Raw genomic sequence first — 14,726 nt, 5'->3', positions numbered from 1 at the left:
GTAAACCCATGGGGCGCATGGGCATGTGACCTTCGTCCTGCTGACCGGTCCCGACCGGTTCCGATGTTCGTCAGGGCCGCAGTTCCGGGTGGCGGACCATGGCCGTCAGCTCGGCCGCGGCGTGCGTCGCGGGGGACGGGCGGCGGCGCAGACGTTCCCACCGGGGGCTGCTGACGTTGTCCAGGCGAAGGTCGTCCAGGCCCTTGGTGCGGCGCACGACCAGGTCGCCCCCAGAGGTGCGGTCGACCCGGCTCACCTCCGCCCAGGGCACAAGGCGGCTCTTCCAGTAACGGCGTATCCACAGCCCGTCCGCGTCGGCCGTGATGCGCCACCTGATCAGAAGCACCGATTCGCTGCCGATACCCCATATGCCCGCGACCCACAGAATCCAGTGCCACCAGTTGCCGTCGAGGACATGGGGCACCGCCGGGACGGCACCCAGGAGCATCAGGGCCGGCACACCCACCGCCCACTTCAACGGACCGCTCTGCCAGCGCACGGGGCCCGTGGCGGGCTTCATCCCGGCCGCCGCCTCGGCCACCCTCGCCTCCGCCTCACGGCGGTGCCTGGCGTTCCAGTGCGGCCCGGGAACAGAGGGGAGCTTCGACCACCGCTGCGCGGGGGAGGCACTCACCTCCGTCACGACACGGCCGGACTTCCCCGAGCCGACGAGCACGAACTCGCCCGCCTCGGCGGGCAGGCCGAACAGCACGCTCTCCCCCTGGGGCGGCCCGCCGAGCTTGACCGGGTCGTACATCAGGACCGGCGCCTCGGCCCTGCCGTCCAGCGGGCGGATCACGGTGAACCCGTGCTTGCGCCGCGCCAGCACCCGCAGCGCGGGCGCCGGTCCACGACGCACCGCCCGGACACGGGTGATCGTGAGGGCGGCGGACCACAGCAGGCCGAGCCCCGCGCCACCCGCCGCAAGCACGAGGAGCTGCGGCCCGGTCCGGTCCCGGTACGGCTCCGCCGCCAGGCGCGTCCAGCCGCCGTCGACGAGGACGGGCACCTCGGCGTCGCGGGCGTAGTCCTCGGGGAACATCACCTCGACGCGGTGGCGGGTGCCGTCGGCGAAGCGGACCACGACGTGATCCTCCGCGCCGTTGGCGACCACGACCGCCTCGACGTGTTTCGCCGCCGCGGCGTGCGCCTCGTCCGCGCGGTCACCGCTGACCGCGGCCACCGCCGCCACCGCGGCGACGGCCAGGCCCGCCGCCCCGGCAACGACACGGATCCCACCGCGTCGTACGGGGACGGCCAGCGGCGGGACCGGCAGCGCGGCACCACCTGCGGCCTCCAGGGCGAGCGCCCGCTGACGGCGCCGCATCCGCAGACGCGCCACGACCGCCGCCCAGCTCCAGCAGAGCGCGGCGATCACCGCGACATCCGCGACACGCGCGCCGGTGCCGCCGGACCACTCGGCGGGTCCGGTCGCCGTCCACAGCACCAGCAAGGGCGCGGACAGCAGCACGGCCTCGGGCAGTACGAAGATCCACACCAAGTGGAAGAACAAGCCGACCGAGCCGCTCGCGTCGAGCCACATCGGGCCGCAGGGCGCGGCCGGCGTGCACACGTCCTCCGGCGCGAAGGCGATCGAGGCGATCACCGCCGCCAGCAGTACCGGCGCGCACCACAGGGGGCGCGCCCAGCCCGGCAGGCGCACGGCGGCCCAGCGTTGGGCGTCGGCGGAGAGCCAGGGCCGGGCCGGTATGTCCGCGGGGGCGGTCGTCGAGGTCACCGGCGCATTATGCGGACGACCTCGCAGGCTCAGCCCAGCAGGGGCAGGTACGGGGCCAGGTCGGCGCGTTCGCCGCTCGCGGAGACGGCGCCGGCGGCGAGGGCGGCGTCCCAGGTCGTGCGCCCGGTGGCCAGGCGCACCCACGTGACGGGGTCGGTCTCGACGACGTTGGGCGGGGTGCCGCGGGTGTGCCGCGGGCCGGGGACGCACTGGACGGCCGCGAACGGCGGCACGCGGACCTCGACGGAGTTGCCGGGCGCGGTGACGGCGAGGGTGTCGGCCAGCAGCCGGACCACGGCGGCGAGCGCCTGCCGGTCCAGCGGGACGGGGACACCGGTCGCCGTGGCCAGGTCGTCGCTGTGCACGACGAGTTCGACGAGGCGGGTGACGAGGAAGTCCGGAGCGCGCATCGCGCCCAGTGTGATGGCGATCACCCGGGCCGGGTCGACCGCCTCGGGCAGCACGTCCCGCAGGGAGGCCGTCGCCGCCTCCAGGCGTCCGGCGACATCCGCGGTGCCGAGCGCGGCCTCGCGCGTGTCGGTGTCCAGGTTGACGGCGATGCGGTTGGTGGAGCGGGCCCAGCCCGTCAGGTCCAGGTCCGCCCTGGCCGGGGCCGGTTCGCCGAGCACCCGGGGGACCACCTCGATCTGGCGCGCCATGTGCACCAGGAGGTGGAGCACGTCCCAGCCGGGCAGCCCCGAGGAGGCGGACAGCTGCTCCGCGTCCAGGGCGCGGGCGGCGTCGAGGACGTGTCCCGCCTGCGCGGTGAGCGCGGCGGCGGTCCGCGCCGGGTCGTAGGTGCGGGGGCGGCGGGCGGCGGGCGGCATGGCGTGCAGCCTACGCGCCGGCCGGGCCCCGCACCGGGACCGCGGCGGTCAGGCCTGGCGGGCCCGCTCGAAGGTGATCAGCAGACCCTCGACGGCGCCGGGACCGATGCGGCCCTTGACGTCGGCGGCGGTGATCGCCTTGAGCTGCCAGCCGTCCTCGGCGTGCTTGTTGAGCGTCTTCTCCAGCTTGTCGCTGTCGATCGCGTCCCCTATGAGCGACTCACGGAAGTTGACGACCTTGTACTCGTACATCGGTCAGGACCCCTCGTCGTGGCGGTGGTTGCCTTGCGGACGCAGGTTAACCCGCCACCGGGCGCACTGGTCCGGCCACCCGGTCGATCAGCGGGCCGTGTTCCACGTCGGCGGAGAGCAGGACCAGTTCCGCGCCCTCGAAGGGCGCCCCGAACAGCAGCGTGTCGCGCAGCCGGCTGTCGCCGGGCGCGTGGTCGTCGTCGGGGATCGCCGAACCGGGCCGCACGGGACAGGAGAAGACCGGCACGCGGCCCGCGGTGTCGTCGGCGGCGTAGACCCACACGCGGGTGTCCTCGTCCTCGCGGGACAGCACCCGCAGCACCGGCAGTTCGTCCCGGCGCAGTGCCGCGGCCCGCCGCATCGCCCGCAGCCCGGTGACCAGGAGGGTGAACCCGGCCAGGGCGACCGGGAGCAGGAACGGTACGGCGGCGGCCGCGCACAACGGCAGCCCGACGGCGGCCGGCACGAGCCCGCGGCGGCGCAGCGCGGGCACCGGCGCGGGCAGCCGAAGGCGTACGTCACCGGCGGCGTTGGCCGCGAGCAGCCGCCGGCGGCGCCGGACCGCGAGACGGTGGCGGGCGCCGGCCCAGCACACGGCGAGCGCCGCGCAGACCGGCAGGGCGGCCATGGGCTCCGCGAGCCACACCAGCAGCGCCACGGACAAGGGCGCCGACACCAAGGTGAGCTGAGGCAGCCGGAACAGCCAGTACACCTGGGCGGCCGCCAGCCAGCAGTGCGGTGCCGCGAGGGCCCCGGGGGCGAGGACGAGGACGGCGCCGACGGCCATGGCAAGCGCCAGGGCGCCCCACCACGGACGGGACCACACGGCCGGCCGGCAGGCCGCCCAGCGCCTGGTGTCGCGGGCACGCCACAAGGGCAGTTCGCCGGGGGCTCTGCGGTCACTCACGCCTGGAGTATGGACCGGCCGTCCGTGCGGCCGGTTACCAAAAGGTCAACGCGCCCCCGCGCCCAGCGGCACGGGGGCGCGTCGTCGGCGCCGTGCGATCAGCCCAGCAGGGCCGGGATCGTGTCCTCGTGCGCCGTGCGCAGTTCGTCCAGCCCGATCGTGAACTGGCCCTGCACCTCGACCGATTCGCCGTCCACGACACCGATGCGCGTCGCGGGCAGACCCCGCGCGCCGCACATGTCGGTGAAGCGGAGCTCCTCGCTGCGCGGGACCGAGACGACCGCCCGTCCGGCCGACTCGGAGAACAGGAACACGAACGGGTCCAGGCCGTCCGGCACCACGAGCCGCGCGCCGTTCCCGCCGCGCAGGCAGGACTCGACCACGGCCTGCACCAGACCGCCGTCCGACAGGTCGTGGGCGGCGTCGATCATGCCGTCCCGGGAGCCCGAGATCAGGATCTCGCCGAGCAGCCGCTCGCGCTCCAGGTCCACCTTCGGGGGCAGCCCGCCGAGGTGGTCGTGGACGACCTGGGACCAGGCCGAGCCGCCGAACTCCTCACGGGTGTCGCCGAGGAGGTAGAGCAGCTGCCCCGTCTCCGCGAACGCCACCGGCGTGCGGCGGGCGACGTCGTCGATGACACCGAGCACGGCGACCACCGGCGTCGGGTGGATGGCGACGTCCCCGGTCTGGTTGTACAGCGAGACGTTGCCGCCGGTCACCGGCGTGCCCAGCTGAAGGCAGCCGTCCGCGAGGCCGCGGACGGCCTCCGCGAACTGCCACATGACGGCGGGGTCCTCGGGCGAGCCGAAGTTCAGGCAGTCGGAGACGGCGAGCGGCTTGGCGCCGGTCGTCGCGACGTTGCGGTAGGCCTCGGCGAGCGCGAGCTGCGCGCCCGTGTACGGGTCGAGCTTCGCGTAGCGGCCGTTGCCGTCCGTGGCGATGGCGACGCCGAGCCCGGTCTCCTCGTCGACGCGGATCATGCCCGAGTCCTCGGGCATCGCCAGCACGGTGTTGCCCTGCACGAAGTGGTCGTACTGGGAGGTGATCCAGGACTTGGAGGCCTGGTTCGGGGAGGCGACCAGCCGCATGACCTGGTCGCGCAGCTCCTCGGCCGTCTCCGGGCGGGGCAGCTTGTTCGCGTCGTCGGCCTGGAGCGCGTCCTGCCACGACGGGCGGGCGTAGGGGCGCTCGTAGACCGGGCCCTCGTGGGCGACGGTGCGCGGGTCGACGTCGACGATCTTGCCGCCGTGCCAGAAGATCTCCAGCCGGTCGCCGTCGGTGACCTCACCGATGACGGTCGCGATGACGTCCCACTTCTCGCAGATCTCCAGGAACCGGGCGACCTTCTCCGGCTCGACGACCGCGCACATGCGCTCCTGCGACTCGCTCATGAGGATCTCCTCGGGCGAGAGCGTGGAGTCGCGCAGCGGTACGTCGTCGAGGGTGACGCGCATGCCGCCGGAGCCGTTGGAGGCGAGCTCGGAGGTGGCGCAGGACAGTCCGGCCGCGCCGAGGTCCTGGATGCCGACGACGAGCTTCTCCCGGAAGGCCTCCAGGGTGCACTCGATGAGCAGCTTCTCCTGGAAGGGGTCGCCGACCTGGACGGCGGGGCGCTTCGACGGCTTGGCGTCGTCGAAGGTCTCGGAGGCCAGGATCGAGGCACCGCCGATGCCGTCGCCGCCCGTGCGGGCACCGTAGAGGATGACCTTGTTGCCGGCGCCGGAGGCCTTCGCGAGGTGGATGTCCTCGTGCCGCATGACGCCGATCGCACCGGCGTTGACCAGCGGGTTGCCCTGGTAGCAGGCGTCGAAGACGACCTCGCCGCCGATGTTGGGCAGGCCCAGGCAGTTGCCGTAGCCGCCGATGCCCGCGACGACACCGGGCAGCACGCGCTTGGTGTCGGGGTGGTCGGCGGCGCCGAAGCGCAGCGGGTCGACGACCGCCACCGGCCGCGCGCCCATCGCGATGATGTCGCGCACGATGCCGCCCACGCCGGTGGCCGCGCCCTGGTAGGGCTCGACGTACGAGGGGTGGTTGTGCGACTCGACCTTGAAGGTGACCGCGTAGCCCTGGCCGACGTCGACGACACCGGCGTTCTCACCGATGCCGACGAGGAGGGCGTCCGACTGCGGGGCCTTCTCTCCGAACTGGCGGAGGTGGACCTTCGAGGACTTGTACGAGCAGTGCTCGGACCACATCACCGAGTACATGGCGAGTTCGGCGCCCGTGGGACGGCGGCCGAGGATCTCGACCACGCGCTCGTACTCGTCCTTCTTCAGTCCGAGTTCGGCCCAGGGCAGTTCGACGTCGGGGGTCACGGCCGCGTGCTCGACCGTGTCCAGAGGCGTGCGGCTCATGCGGTGACCAGCTTCTTGAGGATCGAGGTGAAGAATCCGAGGCCGTCGGTGCGCCCCGTCCCGATGAGGGACTCCACCGCGTGCTCGGGGTGCGGCATCAGGCCGACGACATTGCCTGCGGCGTTGGTGACGCCGGCGATGTCGCGCAGCGAGCCGTTGGGATTCAGGCCGGCGTAGCGGAACACCACGCGGCCTTCCGCCTCCAGCTCGTCCAGGACGTGCTCGTCGGCGACGTAGCGGCCGTCGATGTTCTTCAGCGGGATGCTGATCTCCTGGCCCTGCTCGTAATCCGCCGTCCAGGACGTCGTGTTGTTCTCGACGACCAGCTTCTGGTCCCGGCAGATGAAGTGCAGGTGATTGTTGCGCAACATCGCGCCCGGCAGGAGATGGGTCTCGGTGAGCACCTGGAAGCCGTTGCAGATACCCAGGACCGGAAGGCCGTCCTTGGCGCCCGCGATGATCGAGTCCATGACGGGCGAGAAGCGGGAAATCGCCCCCGCGCGCAGATAGTCGCCGTAACTGAATCCGCCCGGCAGGACGACGGCGTCGACCTGGTGCAGATCCTTGTCCCGGTGCCAGAGCGGGACCGCCTCGGCGCCGGCCAGGCGCACGGCGCGCTGCGTGTCCCGGTCGTCCAGCGTGCCGGGGAAGGTGACGACGCCGATGCGCGCCGTCACGACTCCACCTTCACGACGAAGTCCTCGATGACGGTGTTGGCGAGGAAGGTCTCGGCCATCTCGCGGATACGGGCGAGGGCGGCGTCGTCGACCGGACCCTCCAGTTCGAGCTCAAAACGCTTGCCCTGGCGGACGTCGGCGATTCCCTCGAACCCCAGGCGCGGCAGTGCACGCTGCACCGCCTGGCCCTGCGGGTCGAGGATCTCCGGCTTGAGCATGACGTCGACTACGACGCGTGCCACGGTCACTCCCGGTGGTGTGCTGCGGTGATGTCCCCAACCGTACCCTGCCAGAAAGTCTACGCGGGTAGATAAGCCGGAATGGTCCCGGAATATCGGGTGACCTGATTGCCCGGGCACAGCCGGAGAAATTCTCCGGGCGCGCTCCCGGGAAAAGATTTCCGCATATAAAAAGGGAAAGCATTGACCCCGGGCCGCCGACTTCGGTAGAACAACGGGGCCGAGGCAGGCTCCCAGCCTTCTCCACGAAAGGACCGGCATCCATGGCGCAGCGCGTAGTGGTCACCCTCTCCGACGACCTCGACGGCGGTGAAGCAGCGGAAACGGTCACTTTCGGCCTCGACGGGAAGTCGTACGAGATCGACCTCTCTTCCGGGAACGCCGAGGCGCTGCGCACCGCACTCGCGCCGTACGTCGAGGCCGGACGCCGCCACAGCCGGCTCGGCAAGACCTACAAGCACACCGCGCTGACCTCCGACCCGGCCACCGTCCGCGCCTGGGCGCGCTCCAACGGCTTCGACGTGCCGCCGCGCGGCCGCATTCCGAAGAAGGTCTACGAGGCGCACGCCGCCGCCAACTGATGTCCGCGAGCCGGCTCCCGGCTGAACGGATTGGACAGCCACCCCCGTTGATCCGCTAGAGTCAGAGGCGCGCCGAGGGCAGGGCCGAAAGGCCGGGCCCACGGATCACGCGGGTGTAGTTCAGTAGTAGAACATCCCTCTTCCAGGGGGAAGGCGCAGTGTGCGATCCCTGTCACCCGCTCTGACTGCTCGACCGGTCCTCACGATCGGGTAGAGTGGTCGCGTCCTGCGGACGTGGCTCAGTTGGTAGAGCATCACCTTGCCAAGGTGAGGGTCGCGAGTTCGAATCTCGTCGTCCGCTCAAGAAAAGAAGGCCCCGGTCATTCGACCGGGGCCTTCTTCGTGTGCGTTCGCCTTTTCCGTCGGCCGCGGCTTTGTGACCGTCCCCACATCGCGGCGGGCCTGGGCGCCGGTGCCGGGCCGCCGTCGCCGTGGCGGATCGCTCCCGTAACGGACCGAGACCGGTGCCGCGCCGGGGAATTGGGCTCCCGAGGCCGCGCGCGGGGCGGCGCCGCACCGGGCGCGCGGGCCGCTTGGACGGCCCGCGGCCCACGCCACGGCGAAAGGACAGGGCGTGGTGTGTGCCGAGCACTCCCCGGGTTGGCTATAGTGGATGACGCACCGCACGGGAACGCGCGGCGCATGCGGACGTAGCTCAGTTGGTAGAGCGCAACCTTGCCAAGGTTGAGGTCGCGAGTTCGAGCCTCGTCGTCCGCTCGTGAAAGAAGGCCCCGGTCGATCGACCGGGGTCTTCGGCGTTCCCGGGGCGATCCGGGAGGGGGACGCGGCGCCCCGCCCGAGCGTGTCGCCGCGCGGGCACCGGGGCGCGGCGCCGATCCTGACGGCACCACGCGGCGCGCGCCGCCCGCCCCGGCCGGGGTGCCCCATCAGGAGGTCCCCCATGCGCAAGTCCCTCCGGGCGGCTGCCCGCGAGGCCGTACGGGCCATGGGACGGATCCTCACCAGGGAACTGGTCGCGCTGGGCGAGCTGTACTTCGCGATCGACGGGCCGCAGCCCGTCCCGCCTGCCGCCCGCCGGGACGGGCTGCCGCCGGGGCATCCGGAACGCCTGTGCCCCGAGGTGCCGCTGAGTCCCCTGGAGCGGTCGCTCGCCCGCGAACTGCGGCTCGGACCGGCCCGCTGACACCCCACCCACCCGCGAAGGATGTACCGCTGACGCCGCGTCGGCCGCGCCCCGGCCCGCTGTCCACAGGCTGTGGACGGCGAATCGGCCCGGCCGGCGGAAGGACGGGGGAACGGCAGCGGGCCCCGGCCGGGAACGACCGGGGCCCGCGACGCAGCGAGGCAGGGACTACCAGCTCAGTCCCGTGAGGCGCTCGTAGGCCTCCAGGTACCGGGTGCGCGTGCGCTCCACGACGTGCGACGGCAGGGCCGGCGGGGGCTGCTCGCTGCGCCGGTCCCAGCCGGACTCGGCGGAGGTCAGCCAGTCGCGCACGATCTGCTTGTCGTAGCTGGGCTGGGCCCGGCCCGGCTCCCACTCCTCGGCGGGCCAGAAGCGGGACGAGTCGGGGGTCAGCACCTCGTCGGCGATGGTCAGCGTCTCGCCGTCGAAGCCGAACTCGAACTTGGTGTCGGCCAGGATGATGCCGCGCTCCCGGGCGATGTCGCGGGCCCGCGAGTAGACCGCGAGGGTCGCCTGGCGCAGCGCGGCGGCGGTGTCGGCGCCGACCTGGCGGGCGACCTCCTCGTAGCTGACGTTCTCGTCGTGCTCGCCGACCGCGGCCTTGGTGGCCGGGGTGAAGATCGCCGCGGGCAGCTCGGAGCCGTCGGTCAGGCCCTCGGGCAGCGCCAGCCCGCACACCGTGCGGTCGGCCCGGTACTCCAGCAGACCGGAACCGGTCAGGTAGCCGCGCGCGACGCACTCGACCGGGACCATGCTGAGCGACCTGCAGATCGTGGTGCGGCCCTCCCACTCGGCCGGGGCGCCCGCGGGGAGTTCGGTGGACAGCACATGGTTCGGGAGGAGGTCGGCGATCTTGTCGAACCACCACAGGGACAGCTGGGTCAGGACCCGGCCCTTGTCCGGGATCTCGGTGGGCAGCACCCAGTCGTACGCGGAGAGCCGGTCGCTGGCGACCATCACCAGCTCACCGGCCTCGTTCTGGTAGAGATCGCGCACCTTGCCGGTGTGCAGGTGCACGAGTCCCGGTACCTGCACGGGCTCGGGCTTCTCGACGAATCCGGACATGGGGGCCTCCCCGATCGGTGGTTCGGCTCCCGATTCTCCCGCACGCCACCCCGACGGGCGCGAGGCGGGGTGTCAGCCGTGTTTGCAGATGCGGTCCAGCAGATTGGCGGTGGCGCGCTGCACGCGCTCGTCGACATGGCCGGGGCGGTCCAGCGCGGGCGACCAGGCGAAGGTGCCGGAGGCGAAGACGTACGCCCCGGACGGCGCCCGGTACAGCGAGGTCTCCTGGTGCGCCCGGCGGCCGGCGGAGTCCTCGTACGGGGAGTGCGCGAGCAGGATGCGCTCGGAGTAGCCGGGCAGCGGGGTGCGCGGGAAGTAGCGGTCCGCCTCGCCCGCCACCAGGTCCTCGATCTCGTCGCCCTCGCCGGCCCCCGCGGCCTCCCACAGCCAGTGGTCGGCGTTGCGCACCACCAGCGGGGACGGCTCCGGCACCCGGCCGGCGTACTGCACGCCGATCACCACCTGCTCGGGCTCGCCCATGTCGCGCCACAGCGCGCTGCGGCCGGGCGGCGCATCCCTGCGCTTGCGGCAGCTGAGCAGCCGGTCGGGGTCACCGGCCGGGGACGGGCCCAGCTCGGTCTGCCAGTACATGGTGTTGGCGGAGAGGAAGACCAGCGAGGTGCCGCCGTCCCGGGCGGCCTCGACGGCGCGCCGCATGGGGACGGTCCAGTACTCGTCGTGGCCGGGGAAGACCATGCCCCGGTAGCGGGAAGGATCGATCCTGCCGGCGTGCAGGTCGCGGGCGTCGCCGTAGGCCAGGTCGTAGCCGTAGCGCTCGGCCCAGCGGATGAAGTCGTAGGCGTGGCCCACGTGCAGCGGGAGCCCGGCGCCCGCGAACGGCCGGTCGAAGGAGACCGTGACCGCGGCCTCCTCCTCGCCGAGCAGCCGGCCCTGCTCGTCCCAGGCGTGGTACAGGCTGGCGCCGGTCCTGCCGTTCTCGGGATAGAGGTTGTACGCCTGCCAGGTCACGTCCGGCAGCAGCAGGAGCAGATCGGCCGGGCGGTCGTCGCGCACGGTGAAGGGGATGTGGCTGCGGTAGCCGTCCTGCGTCGTCAGCACGGCGACATAGGCGCCGGGATTCCAGTAGGAGGGGACCTGCAGCCGCCAGGACTGCCACCAGTGATGGCAGGAGACCGTGCGGCCGGCGGTGAGCGGCGCCGGCTGCACGATGCCGGACAGCCGCGGGCTGGTGCCCACCTGGGCCGCGCCGTCGCCGCCGTAGTGGCCGATGCGGTAGACGTCGACGTTGTAGCTCTGCGGCGGGTCGACGGTGACGCGGAAGTCGATCGCGTCGCCCGGGGCCACGGAGGCGCCGGTGGCGAAGCCCTTGATCTGGCAGCGCACGTCGTCCGCGGAACGGGGTCCCGGGACGCGCGGCGCGCCGTGCGACTCGCCGCGGGAGGCCGTCAGATCGACGTACCAGGGAACGACCTGGCCGGTGTCGTCCAGATACTGCTCGGCCCCGCGCAGCCAGGGCACCGGGCCCTGCCCGAACGGGTCGGTGACGCCGTGCGCCAGCGCTCCGGACTGCCACCGGTGGACCTGCTCCCTCACCACGATTCTTCCCCTCCTCGCCGTCCCCCGAGGTGGTGTACGCGTGCCCAGGTCCAGGACATCACACAATGCGCTGTCCCGGTCACTGTTCGTGGCGTTTTATTGGAAGGGATTCACGCCGACGGGACATATCCGGTCAAGTTCCGGTCAGACGAGGCGTATCGGCTTCTCGGGGCGTACGCCCACCGCCGTGAGCCAGGAGCGCAGCGGTGCCGCGTCCCCGTTCTCCACGAGCCGGAGCACCGGCCAGGACAGGTCGCCCCGGCGCACCCCGCCGACCAGCAGGGCCGGGCCGTCCAGCCAGTCCAGGCCGGGGGCCGCGCCCGCGGTGTCCACGGCGGCGCAGCAGACCATCGCCGTGACGTGGTCGGTGAGCAGTTCCCGGCCGGTGCGGGGCGGCAGCAGGTGGTAGACGGGGGCGAACGCGCCGTCCACGGCGGCCTGGGCGGCGGCCTCCTCGCGGGTGGTCTCCTCCCGCTCGGCCTCCTCACGGGCGACGTGCCGGGTGATCCGGGCGGCCAGCTCCTCGCTGCCGCCCGCCGACAGCCGGTCCAGCACCCGGGCCAGGGTCGCGCGGCCGGGCTGGTCGGGGGTGCCGGACAGGCCCGCGGCCGCGCCCGTGGGGACGGACACACGACGGGGACCGAGCGCCCCGGCCGGTTCGTGCGCCTCGTCGAGAACGGTGATCAGGCGGGCCGCGTCGCTGCGCCAGATCCGGTCCACGACCTCTTCGGGATAGGTGTCCCACGCGACCGGCGACCAGTCGGGGCCCTGCTGCCGCGGGCCGCCGTGGAACAGCCGCGCCGCCAGCAGCGAGGCGGCCTCGTCGACCGTGCCCGGCTCCTCCAGCAGGTCGCAGGCGGGGCGCTCGCCCAGCCGCGACTCGAATCCCTCGGCCAGCCGGTCCCGCCGCGACAGCTCGGTCAGCGCCGCCACCACGCCCGCGTCCAGCCGGGACGGCCAGCGCCCCATCCGCCAGGCCGGCAGCGCCACCCGGGTCAGCAGCCGGTCCCAGCCCGCGTAGGCGAGGCCCACCTGCTCCTGGGCCACGATCCGCAGTCCGTAGTCGACCGCCTGGGCCCGCTCCGAGGCGGCGCCGGCCACCGCGCGCTCCATCTCGGCGGCATGCACGCGGCAGGCGCGGAGCAGCAGCTTGGCGACCCAGCCGAGGAAGGCGTAGGCGGGCCGGCGTATCCATCCGGTGAGCGAGGGCTCGTGGGCCGCGGTGGCCACACCGGCCGCCGCGTCCAGCCCGCGTACGAAGCGGCGGGCCGCGGCGATGTCCGGATCGGCCGCGGGACCCGTGCCCGCCACGACCGGGGCGAGCAGCGCCCGCAGCTCGGCGACCCGCATCCACCACATGAAGGGCGAGCCGATCACCAGGGCCGGGGCCTGCGGCGGTGCCTTGCGGCGCGTGCCGTGGGTGCGGTCCTCCAGCCAGCTGTCGCAGTCCGGGGTCAGTTCTATCGCGGAGGGCACGGGCACCTGGAGGCGCACCGCGAGGTCCCGGACCATGCGGTAGAGGTCCGGGGCGGACTTCTCGGCGACCGGGACCGTGGGGCTCACGGCCGGTCGCGCCCGGACGACGACGGCCGCGACGCCGCCCGCGAGCAGCAGCACCAGCAGCGCGCCCCCGACCACCAGCCAGCGCAGGATCTCCGAGGTCTCGCCGACGATCCGGCCCGTCGCGCCGCCGACCAGCAGCACGACCGCCAGCGCGGCGGGCAGCAGCACCACCGCCAGCGCGATGCTGCGAATCCGCAGGACGGCCAGCGCGCGTGCCCGCGCGGCTCCTTCACCTGCTTCCCCGGCCAACGGTGTGCTCACCCCCAAGCTGCTGACGCGACTGCATGCCCCCACTGTCGCACCGCCCACGGACACCGCAATGCCGGTAGGGCCGATTGTGCGGTGGTCGTGCGCTCTCGCAGTGCGCTTGCGCCGCACCCTAGTTGGGCCCCGGGCTCACGTCAGCAGGATGGGCAAGCCATCACCCCTTGGAGTGGCCTTGCCCAGGGTTCAGCCCCTGGCGGCCTTTTCCGCGATATCCGAACGATGGTGCGAGCCCTTCAGGCCGATCCGGGCCACCGCCCGGTACGCGCGCTCACGGGCCTTGGTGAGGTCCGCCCCGGTCGCGGTGACCGACAGGACGCGGCCCCCCGCGCTCACCACCCGCCCGTCGGCGTCCGCCTTGGTGCCCGCGTGCAGCACGTAGGCGTGCTCGTCCTCGGCGGCGACCTCGTCCAGACCGGTGATCGGGTCACCGGTCCGCGGCGTACCGGGGTAGTTCTCGGACGCGACCACGACGGTGACCGCGGCGCCCTCGCTCCAGCGCAGCGCGGGGAAGGCGGCCAGCCGGCCGGCCGCCGCGGCGCGCAGCAGCCCCGCCAGCGGGGTCTTGAGGCGGGCCAGCACGACCTGCGTCTCCGGGTCGCCGAAGCGCGCGTTGAACTCGATGACCCGCACACCGCGCGAGGTGATGGCCAGGCCCGCGTACAGCAGCCCGGAGAAGGGCGTGCCGCGGCGGCGCAGTTCGTCGACGGTCGGCTGGAGCACCGTGCGCTCCACCTCCTCGACCAGTCGCGGATCGGCCCACGGCAGCGGGCTGTACGCGCCCATGCCGCCGGTGTTGGGGCCCTCGTCCGCGTCGTGGGCGCGCTTGAAGTCCTGCGCGGGCTGGAGCGGCACGACGGTCTCGCCGTCGGTGACGGCGAAGAGCGAGACCTCCGGGCCGTCCAGGTACTCCTCGATCACGACCCGCTCGCAGGCGTTGGCGTGCGCCCGGGCGGCCTCCAGGTCGTCGGTCACCACGACGCCCTTGCCCGCGGCCAGGCCGTCGTCCTTGACGACGTACGGGGCGCCGAAGGCGTCCAGCGCCTCGTCGACCTCGGCGGGGGTGGTGCACACGTACGCGCGCGCGGTGGGCACCGCGGCCGCCGCCATCACGTCCTTGGCGAACGCCTTGGAGCCCTCCAGGGCCGCCGCCTCCCGCGAGGGGCCGAAGCAGTCGATGCCGCGGGCGCGCACCGCGTCCGCGACGCCCGCCACGAGCGGGGCCTCGGGGCCGACGATCACGAGGTCGGCCCCCAGCCGGGCCGCGAGGTCCGCGACCGCGTCCCCGTCCAGGGGATCCACCGCGTGCAGCCGCGCCACCTCGGCGATGCCGGCGTTCCCGGGGGCGCAGTGCAGCGCCGCCACGTCGGGGTCGAGGGACAGAGCGCGGCACAGGGCATGTTCGCGGGCACCGCCGCCGATGACAAGGACGTTCACGGCGCCAAGGGTATCGGCTGGCCACCGGCTCCCCCGTGCCCCTCCCGGCGCCTGCGGGCGTCACTCGTTCGGGTGCTGCCTGCGGGAGCCCATACCTGATCAAGCACCCCGTAAGGGC

Annotated in this window: 13 protein-coding genes and 3 tRNA genes; 5 read left to right on the top strand and 11 right to left on the bottom strand. The window is 73.3% G+C overall.

Annotated features, from left to right (window positions below; all coding sequences use genetic code 11):
• Nucleotides 1-70: 70 nt before the first annotated feature.
• From ACIP64_RS27805 to purS, 7 genes are all read right to left on the bottom strand, one after another.
• A complete protein-coding gene (locus tag ACIP64_RS27805) occupies nucleotides 71-1,738 on the bottom strand; it encodes a hypothetical protein (RefSeq protein WP_401591905.1) in 1,668 nt (555 codons plus the stop codon).
• A 29-nt stretch (nucleotides 1,739-1,767) separates the two neighbouring features.
• Complete coding sequence (locus ACIP64_RS27800; RefSeq protein ID WP_401591903.1) at nucleotides 1,768-2,565, bottom strand: sterol carrier family protein; 798 nt, start codon at nucleotides 2,563-2,565, stop codon at nucleotides 1,768-1,770.
• 48 nt (nucleotides 2,566-2,613) lie between these two features.
• The gene (locus ACIP64_RS27795) at nucleotides 2,614-2,817 is read right to left on the bottom strand and encodes a DUF4177 domain-containing protein (protein WP_360900426.1); all 204 of its coding nucleotides are present in this window, start codon (nucleotides 2,815-2,817) and stop codon (nucleotides 2,614-2,616) included.
• 46 nt (nucleotides 2,818-2,863) lie between these two features.
• On the bottom strand, nucleotides 2,864-3,724 hold the full coding sequence (locus tag ACIP64_RS27790) for a hypothetical protein (RefSeq protein WP_401591901.1): 861 nt from the start codon (nucleotides 3,722-3,724) through the stop codon (nucleotides 2,864-2,866).
• A 98-nt stretch (nucleotides 3,725-3,822) separates the two neighbouring features.
• A complete protein-coding gene (gene purL, locus ACIP64_RS27785) occupies nucleotides 3,823-6,081 on the bottom strand; it encodes a phosphoribosylformylglycinamidine synthase subunit PurL (RefSeq protein ID WP_401591899.1) in 2,259 nt (752 codons plus the stop codon).
• Nucleotides 6,078-6,758 carry a phosphoribosylformylglycinamidine synthase subunit PurQ gene (gene purQ / locus ACIP64_RS27780; RefSeq protein WP_360900417.1) on the bottom strand — a complete coding sequence of 227 codons (681 nt, stop codon included), beginning with the start codon at nucleotides 6,756-6,758 and terminating at the stop codon, nucleotides 6,078-6,080. The genes purL and purQ overlap by 4 nt, the downstream gene beginning before the upstream one ends.
• On the bottom strand, nucleotides 6,755-7,000 hold the full coding sequence (gene purS / locus ACIP64_RS27775; RefSeq protein WP_360900414.1) for a phosphoribosylformylglycinamidine synthase subunit PurS: 246 nt from the start codon (nucleotides 6,998-7,000) through the stop codon (nucleotides 6,755-6,757). Before purS ends, purQ begins: the two co-directional genes overlap by 4 nt.
• 260 nt (nucleotides 7,001-7,260) lie before the next feature.
• On the opposite strand from purS, the gene ACIP64_RS27770 reads away from it, so the two are divergent.
• From ACIP64_RS27770 to ACIP64_RS27750, 5 genes are all read left to right on the top strand, one after another.
• On the top strand, nucleotides 7,261-7,578 hold the full coding sequence (locus tag ACIP64_RS27770; protein ID WP_360900411.1) for an Lsr2 family protein: 318 nt from the start codon (nucleotides 7,261-7,263) through the stop codon (nucleotides 7,576-7,578).
• A gap of 109 nt (nucleotides 7,579-7,687) precedes the next feature.
• Nucleotides 7,688-7,759 (top strand) — tRNA-Gly (locus ACIP64_RS27765).
• A 47-nt stretch (nucleotides 7,760-7,806) separates the two neighbouring features.
• A tRNA-Gly gene (locus ACIP64_RS27760) sits at nucleotides 7,807-7,879 on the top strand.
• A 343-nt stretch (nucleotides 7,880-8,222) separates the two neighbouring features.
• Nucleotides 8,223-8,295: transfer RNA gene (locus ACIP64_RS27755), tRNA-Gly, on the top strand.
• 184 nt (nucleotides 8,296-8,479) lie between these two features.
• Nucleotides 8,480-8,722 (top strand): DUF6059 family protein, encoded by a 243-nt coding sequence (locus ACIP64_RS27750; protein ID WP_401591896.1) that lies wholly within the window; start codon nucleotides 8,480-8,482, stop codon nucleotides 8,720-8,722.
• Between the two features lie 168 nt (nucleotides 8,723-8,890).
• Here the strand turns inward: ACIP64_RS27750 and ACIP64_RS27745 are convergent, their stop codons facing one another.
• The 4 genes from ACIP64_RS27745 to purD form a co-directional block, all read right to left on the bottom strand.
• Nucleotides 8,891-9,787, bottom strand: coding sequence for a phosphoribosylaminoimidazolesuccinocarboxamide synthase (locus tag ACIP64_RS27745; protein ID WP_401591894.1), 897 nt, complete (start codon nucleotides 9,785-9,787; stop codon nucleotides 8,891-8,893).
• Nucleotides 9,788-9,859: 72 nt separating this feature from the next.
• The gene (locus ACIP64_RS27740; RefSeq protein ID WP_401591892.1) at nucleotides 9,860-11,344 is read right to left on the bottom strand and encodes a N,N-dimethylformamidase beta subunit family domain-containing protein; all 1,485 of its coding nucleotides are present in this window, start codon (nucleotides 11,342-11,344) and stop codon (nucleotides 9,860-9,862) included.
• Between the two features lie 144 nt (nucleotides 11,345-11,488).
• Nucleotides 11,489-13,168: a hypothetical protein gene (locus ACIP64_RS27735; RefSeq protein ID WP_401591890.1), complete on the bottom strand. Its 1,680-nt coding sequence runs from the start codon at nucleotides 13,166-13,168 to the stop codon at nucleotides 11,489-11,491.
• A 189-nt stretch (nucleotides 13,169-13,357) separates the two neighbouring features.
• The gene (gene purD, locus ACIP64_RS27730; protein WP_401591888.1) at nucleotides 13,358-14,608 is read right to left on the bottom strand and encodes a phosphoribosylamine--glycine ligase; all 1,251 of its coding nucleotides are present in this window, start codon (nucleotides 14,606-14,608) and stop codon (nucleotides 13,358-13,360) included.
• Nucleotides 14,609-14,726 lie beyond the last annotated feature (118 nt).

Source organism: Streptomyces sp. NPDC088733 (genome assembly GCF_044751185.1).
In the GTDB taxonomy this organism is placed as follows: Bacteria; Actinomycetota; Actinomycetes; order Streptomycetales; family Streptomycetaceae; genus Actinacidiphila.
The sequence above is the reverse complement of the archived record's forward strand: the minus strand, read 5'-3'. Positions and strand labels throughout refer to the sequence as shown.